We start from the raw sequence: 5,797 nt of genomic DNA on the forward strand, positions 1-5,797 counted from the left end.
GCCTTCGGTGGGCCAAATCGGCCCACCGGGTTCGTTGCGGCGCTCGCCCGATATCCCGTATCGCGCGTCGCGGCCCGCGCCTGCCCGGATGAACCGATTTGGCCCATCGAATTGATCCCCTATAACCATGAACCGCTCTAGCGCCTTTCCGGCGATTACGGGTTCCCGCCCGCGGTGCGCGCGGCACTGCCGTCGAATCGGATTTCGACCTGTTCGCCGGTGATCGGCGGCGCGGCGAGAAGGGTGGCAAACGCAGCCTGGCCGGCCGGGGCAAGCTGCTGCGCGTCCGCCGCGCCGATCCAGTGATAGATTTCGACTTTCCCCCCGTCGCGCATGGAAAAGCGGATTGGCGGAACCTTGATCGGTCTCGACGTCACATTGACGATGTCGCCGCGCACCGAAAGCACGGAAATACCGTCTTCGACGGCGATTTCCGCCGTGACGTCGCGGAATTCGAGGCCGCGCAGATTGACCGGAGCGCCGAGCACCGCGTAGAGCCCGGCCATTCCGGGCAAGAGGCGGGCGATCTCGGTGCGGGCATAAAGCGCCCCGCCGACGAGGACCGCGAAGGCGGCGGCGAAAGCGGCGGCCCTGGTCGCGGTCTGCCGCCTCGCGCCACGCCTGTCGCCACCCCCGCCGGCGTTCCAGACATGGCCGCAATTGCGGCACTTGACCTCGCGCCGGCGGGGGCGGAGGGCGGCGTGCGCCACCGCGCGGGCGGTCATGCATTGCGGGCAGACCAGCATCATGGTCTTGATCCGGTTGACTTCCACCCCCAGTTTGCCGGTAAGGCTTAACAAGCCGTTAAGCATACCCACGGCACAAACGTAAGCGGGTGAGAGGGCTGTAGATACCGTGATTCGGTTCGAAAATGTCGGGCTGCGCTACGGCATGGGTCCGGAGGTGTTGCGTGACATCTCGTTCCATGTCGAACCTGGCTCGTTTCACTTTCTAACCGGCCCCTCGGGCGCCGGCAAGACGAGCCTGTTGCGCCTCCTGTTCCTGGCGCTCAGGCCGACGCGAGGGCTGATCACGCTATTCGACAATGACGTCGCCACCGTGTCGCGCGACGCCCTGCCCAGCTTGCGCCGGCGAATTGGCGTTGTATTCCAGGACTTTCGCCTGCTCGACCATATGAGCACGTTCGAGAATATCGCGCTGCCGCTCAGGGTCTCCGGCCGGCCGCCGGCGAGCTATCGCAACGATGTCATCGAACTGTTGAAATGGGTCGGCCTTGGCGAGCGCATGGCCTCGCTGCCGCCGGTGCTGTCGGGGGGCGAGAAGCAGCGTGCGGCGATCGCCCGCGCCGTCATCGGTCAGCCGGAGCTGCTGCTCGCCGACGAACCGACCGGCAATGTCGACCCGCAAATGGCGACGCGGCTATTGCGGCTGTTCATCGAGCTCAACCGGCTCGGAACCACGGTGATCATCGCCACCCACGATCTCGGCCTCATGGACCAATTCGACGCCCCGCGCCTTATTCTTGCCGACGGACACTTGGAGTATGACGCGTGATGCTCGCCAACAAGACGCCGTCGCCCCCGCCGCTGCGCCCGCCGGAGGCCGTACCACAGCAGCCCAGGGAGCGTTCCTTCGTTCGCCTGGTCGACGGCTTTTTCAACGCCTTCAACCAGCAGCCGAGCCCGATCGTCCCGCGCGCGACGGTGGTCGGCCGTTCGCTGATTTTCGTTACCGCGATCATGTGCTTCCTGGCCAGCCTGGCGCTGGGCACCGCGTGGGCGGTGCATCGCGCGGCGCAGACCTGGATTGTCGATGCCGGGCGCGAGGTCACCGTCCAGGTCAAACCGGTGGACGGGCTCGACCCCGACAAGCAACTCAGCGAGACGCTCAGGATCATCACCGGCACAAGCGGTGTCCTCAACGCCAAGACGCTGTCGGTGGAGGAAAACGCCAAGATCCTAGAGCCGTGGCTCGGCGCCGGCCTCGACCTTACCGAACTGCCGGTGCCGCGGCTGATCGCGCTGGAGCTCGATCCGGTCGTGCCCGCGGACCTGGCGGCGCTGTCGTCCAGGCTTGCCGGCGCCATCCCCGGTGTCACGCTTGACGACCACCGCGCCTGGCAGGCACAAATCCGCTCCGTGTCGGGCTGGCTGCAGACGGCCGGTTTCCTGGTCCTGTTGCTGATGCTCGGGGCCACCACCGCCATCATCGTCTTCGCCACCCGCAGCGCCATCGCCGGAAACCGCGACATCGTCCACGTGCTGCACATGGTCGGCGCGCGCCATTCCTTCATCGCGCGGGAGTTTCAGCGCCATTTCCTGATTCTCGGCCTGAAAGGCGGTCTCATCGGCGGCGCGGCGGCGGCATGGCTGTTCGTCGTCGCGCGGACCGTGGCGGCGCGCATCGCGGCCCCGGTGACGGGCGAGACGCTCGGCGCCCTGGTGCAGTCGCTGTCGATCGGCTGGGCCGGCTATGCCGGCATCGCCGGCATCATCGCCGGGCTTGCCGTGCTCAGCGCCTTGTCCTCGCGGATCACCGTCCTCAGATATCTGCGCGAGATGGATTGATGGCGTCGCGACGCCCCTCTGACGCCCCCGTCGACGCATGCTCCGGTCACGGGCGCGAGAGGCTTGCATCCTGTTGAACGGATTGCGATTGTGGACTATCCGGCCGACCAGGACGGCCGGTATTTCTTGGACCTAGACGGCATGCGGCTTGGCAGGGCAGTTCGAATGGCCGGTTATGGCGCCTTGGTTGTGGCGCTGGTGCTTGTGGCCGGCTTTGCCTACTTCACCTCGCAGATCCCCAAACAGCACGGCTACCCGGTTGGGACCGCCGACGGGATCGTGGTACTGACGGGGGCCGCTTCGCGCATCGCCGACGCCGTGCAGCTGCTCGGCGCCGGCCACGCCAAGCGGCTTCTGATCACCGGCGTGAACCCGGGCACCTCGCGGCATGATTTGCACCGCCAGATCCCCAATTCCCAGGCCCTGTTCGAGTGCTGCATCGACATCGGCCGCTCGGCCCTGAACACGTTCGGCAACGCTTCCGAGGCAAGGGACTGGGCGCAGGATCTCGGCTTTACCTCGCTGATCGTGGTCACCAGCAACTATCACCTGCCGCGCAGCCTGTCGGAGTTCTCCCGCGCCATGCCCGACATCGCGCTCGTGCCCTATCCCGTGGTGCCGGAGACCTTCCGCGACCGGGCCTGGTGGCGCGATGGCGAGGCTTGGCGGATGCTGTTCGTGGAGTATATGAAATTCATCGCCAGTACGGCGCGCCAGACCCTCGTCGATCCGAGCACGGAATACGCGACGGCGTCCGCCCGCCGACCCGAAAAAGCCGAATGAGCCTGCGCGCGCTCGTCTTCAACATCGTCTTCTATCTCAACCTTGCCATCCTGCTCGTCTTCGGCAGTCCACTCCTCTTCGGCCCGCGGCGCTACGCCATGGTCGGGCTGAAATGCTGGGGCTGGACGACGATGTGGTGGCAGCGGGTCATCGTCGGCACCCGCGTCGAGGTCCGCGGTCGCGAGAACATTCCGCCGGGAGCCTTGCTGGTCGCCGCCAAGCATCAGTCGGCCTGGGAGACGATCACGCTGCATACGCTGTTCGCGGATCCTGCGATGGTGATGAAGGCCGAAATGACCTGGATCCCGGTGATGGGCTGGTTCGCGCGCAAGTTCCGCCTCACCTCCATCGACCGGTCGGCCAGCGCCAAGGCCATGCGGACGCTTCGCGCCGGCGCCAGGGAAGCGGTCGCCGCCGGGCGGCAGGTCATCATCTTTCCCGAGGGCACGCGCCGCGCGCCGGGCGCTCGGCCCGAATACAAGCCTGGCATCGTGCTTCTTTATGGCGACCTCGGCGTTCCCTGCCTGCCGGTCGCGCTCAATTCCGGACTCTATTGGCCGCGCCGCAAGCCTGCGCGCCATCCCGGAACCATCGTGGTGGAGATATTGCCGCCCATTCCTCCCGGCCTGTCTAAGGAGGATTTCCTGGCCCGCCTCAAAAAGGACATCGAAACCGCCAGCAACCGGCTGATCGCCGAGGCCGCCGCGTCAGAGAATCCGCCGCCCTTGCCGGATGTGGCACGCGAGGCGCTCAGGCAACGGGCGCAGGGCTGAAGCGCGACCCGAAGCCGGTTCGCGACCATTGAGAACAAAACAAAAACATTTAATTGACCGTAACCTGTTGTGACCATACTTTAGGAGGTGGCGACCGGCAGCGGAGTAGCGAGCGATGGCGGATAGACACACGCCGCAGCGCACGGCCATCGCCGAGCGCATCTGGAACGACAAATATCGTCTGAAACGTGACGACGGAACGCCGCTCGAGCGTAGCGTTTCGGAGACCTGGGCACGGGTGGCCAAGGCCGTCGCCGCCGCCGAGCCGGCCAAGCAGCGGGCAAGGTGGGCGCGGCGCTTCCGCGGCATGATGCAGGGCTACCGCTTTCTGCCCGCCGGCCGCATCCTTGCCGGCGCCGGCTCCAAGCGCCGGGTGACGCTCTTCAACTGCTTCGTCATGGGCACCATCCCCGACGATCTCGGCGGCATCTTCGAGAATCTCAAGGAAGCCGCCTTGACCATGCAGGCCGGCGGCGGCATCGGCCACGACTTCTCCACCCTGAGGCCGAAGGGGGCGCCGGTCAGAGGGGTCGGCGCGGACGCCTCCGGGCCGATCAGCTTCATGGACGTGTGGGACGCCATGTGCCGTACCATCAAGTCGGCCGGCGCCCGGCGCGGCGCCATGATGGGGACACTCGCCTGCGACCACCCTGACATCGAAGCCTTCATCCGCGTCAAGGCCGATCCCAAGCGCCTGAGAATGTTCAACCTTTCGGTCCTCGTCAGCGACGCCTTCATGCACGCGGTGAAGGACGACGCCTCCTGGGACCTGGTGTTCGAGGGCAAGGTTTATAGGACGCTTGCCGCGCGCATTCTGTGGGAAGAGATCATGCGCGCCACTTACGAATATGCCGAGCCGGGGGTCGTCTTCATCGACCGCGTCAACGCCGAGAACAATCTCAACTATTGCGAGACGATCCACGCCACCAACCCGTGCGGCGAGCAGCCGCTGCCTCCGCACGGCGCCTGCCTGTTGGGCTCGATTAATCTGGCGCGGCTGGTTCGCGACCCGTTCGAGGCCGGCGCGCGCATCGAGGCTGAGGAGCTTGCCGCGATCACCGCCGACGCCGTCCGTTTCCTCGACGATGTCATCGACGTCTCTCACTACCCGCTCGATGCGCAGCGCCGGGAGGCGACCGCCAAGCGGCGCATCGGCCTCGGCGTCACCGGCCTTGCCGACGCGCTCGTCATGTGCGGGCTAACCTATGGCAGCGAGGAGGCGGCGGAGACGGCCGGCGGCTGGATGCGGGCGATCCAGAACGAAGCCTACCGCGCTTCGGTGGAACTTGCCGCCGAGAAGGGGCCGTTCCCGCTTTATGACCGAGAGCCCTATCTCGCCGCCCCCTCGGTGAAGCGGCTCGACAAGCCGGTGCGGGCACTCGTCGCCAAGCATGGCGTGCGCAACGCGCTTTTGACCTCCATCGCGCCGACCGGGACGATATCGCTGTTCGCCGACAATGTGTCGAGCGGCATCGAGCCAATCTTCAACCTCGCCTTCCACCGCCGCGTGCTGCTTCCCGACGGCGGCGGCGAGGAAGAGGAGGTGAGCGACTACGCCTATCGAGCCTTCCGCGACAAGTTCGGGGCCGACGCCGAGGTGCCGGAGAGCTTCGTCACCACCCGCTCGCTGACGCCTGGCGATCATCTACGCATGCAGGCGGCGCTGCAGCCCTGGGTCGACAGCGCCATCTCCAAGACCATCAACGCGCCCGA

General features: G+C 66.4%; 6 protein-coding genes. 5 read left to right on the top strand and 1 reads right to left on the bottom strand.

The window, feature by feature from the left end; all coding sequences use genetic code 11:
* Positions 1-155: 155 nt before the first annotated feature.
* Positions 156-773: a zinc-ribbon domain-containing protein gene (locus Q8P46_17240; protein MDP2621893.1), complete on the bottom strand. Its 618-nt coding sequence runs from the start codon at positions 771-773 to the stop codon at positions 156-158.
* Between the two features lie 82 nt (positions 774-855).
* Here Q8P46_17240 and ftsE point away from each other — a divergent pair, with 82 nt between their 5' ends.
* From ftsE to Q8P46_17265, 5 genes are all read left to right on the top strand, one after another.
* Entirely contained in the window at positions 856-1,515 is a 660-nt protein-coding gene (gene ftsE / locus Q8P46_17245; GenBank protein MDP2621894.1) for a cell division ATP-binding protein FtsE, read from the top strand.
* Positions 1,512-2,528, top strand: coding sequence for an ABC transporter permease (locus Q8P46_17250; GenBank protein MDP2621895.1), 1,017 nt, complete (start codon positions 1,512-1,514; stop codon positions 2,526-2,528). The genes ftsE and Q8P46_17250 overlap by 4 nt, the downstream gene beginning before the upstream one ends.
* Positions 2,529-2,618: 90 nt before the next feature.
* Complete coding sequence (locus Q8P46_17255) at positions 2,619-3,311, top strand: YdcF family protein (GenBank protein ID MDP2621896.1); 693 nt, start codon at positions 2,619-2,621, stop codon at positions 3,309-3,311.
* On the top strand, positions 3,308-4,084 hold the full coding sequence (locus Q8P46_17260; GenBank protein MDP2621897.1) for a lysophospholipid acyltransferase family protein: 777 nt from the start codon (positions 3,308-3,310) through the stop codon (positions 4,082-4,084). Before Q8P46_17255 ends, Q8P46_17260 begins: the two co-directional genes overlap by 4 nt.
* Positions 4,085-4,199: 115 nt before the next feature.
* Positions 4,200-5,797, top strand: a 1,598-nt coding sequence (locus Q8P46_17265) for an adenosylcobalamin-dependent ribonucleoside-diphosphate reductase (protein MDP2621898.1), incomplete at its 3' end; no start/stop codon positions are given.

This window comes from Hyphomicrobiales bacterium (assembly GCA_030688605.1).
Classification (GTDB): Bacteria; Pseudomonadota; Alphaproteobacteria; order Rhizobiales; family NORP267; genus JAUYJB01.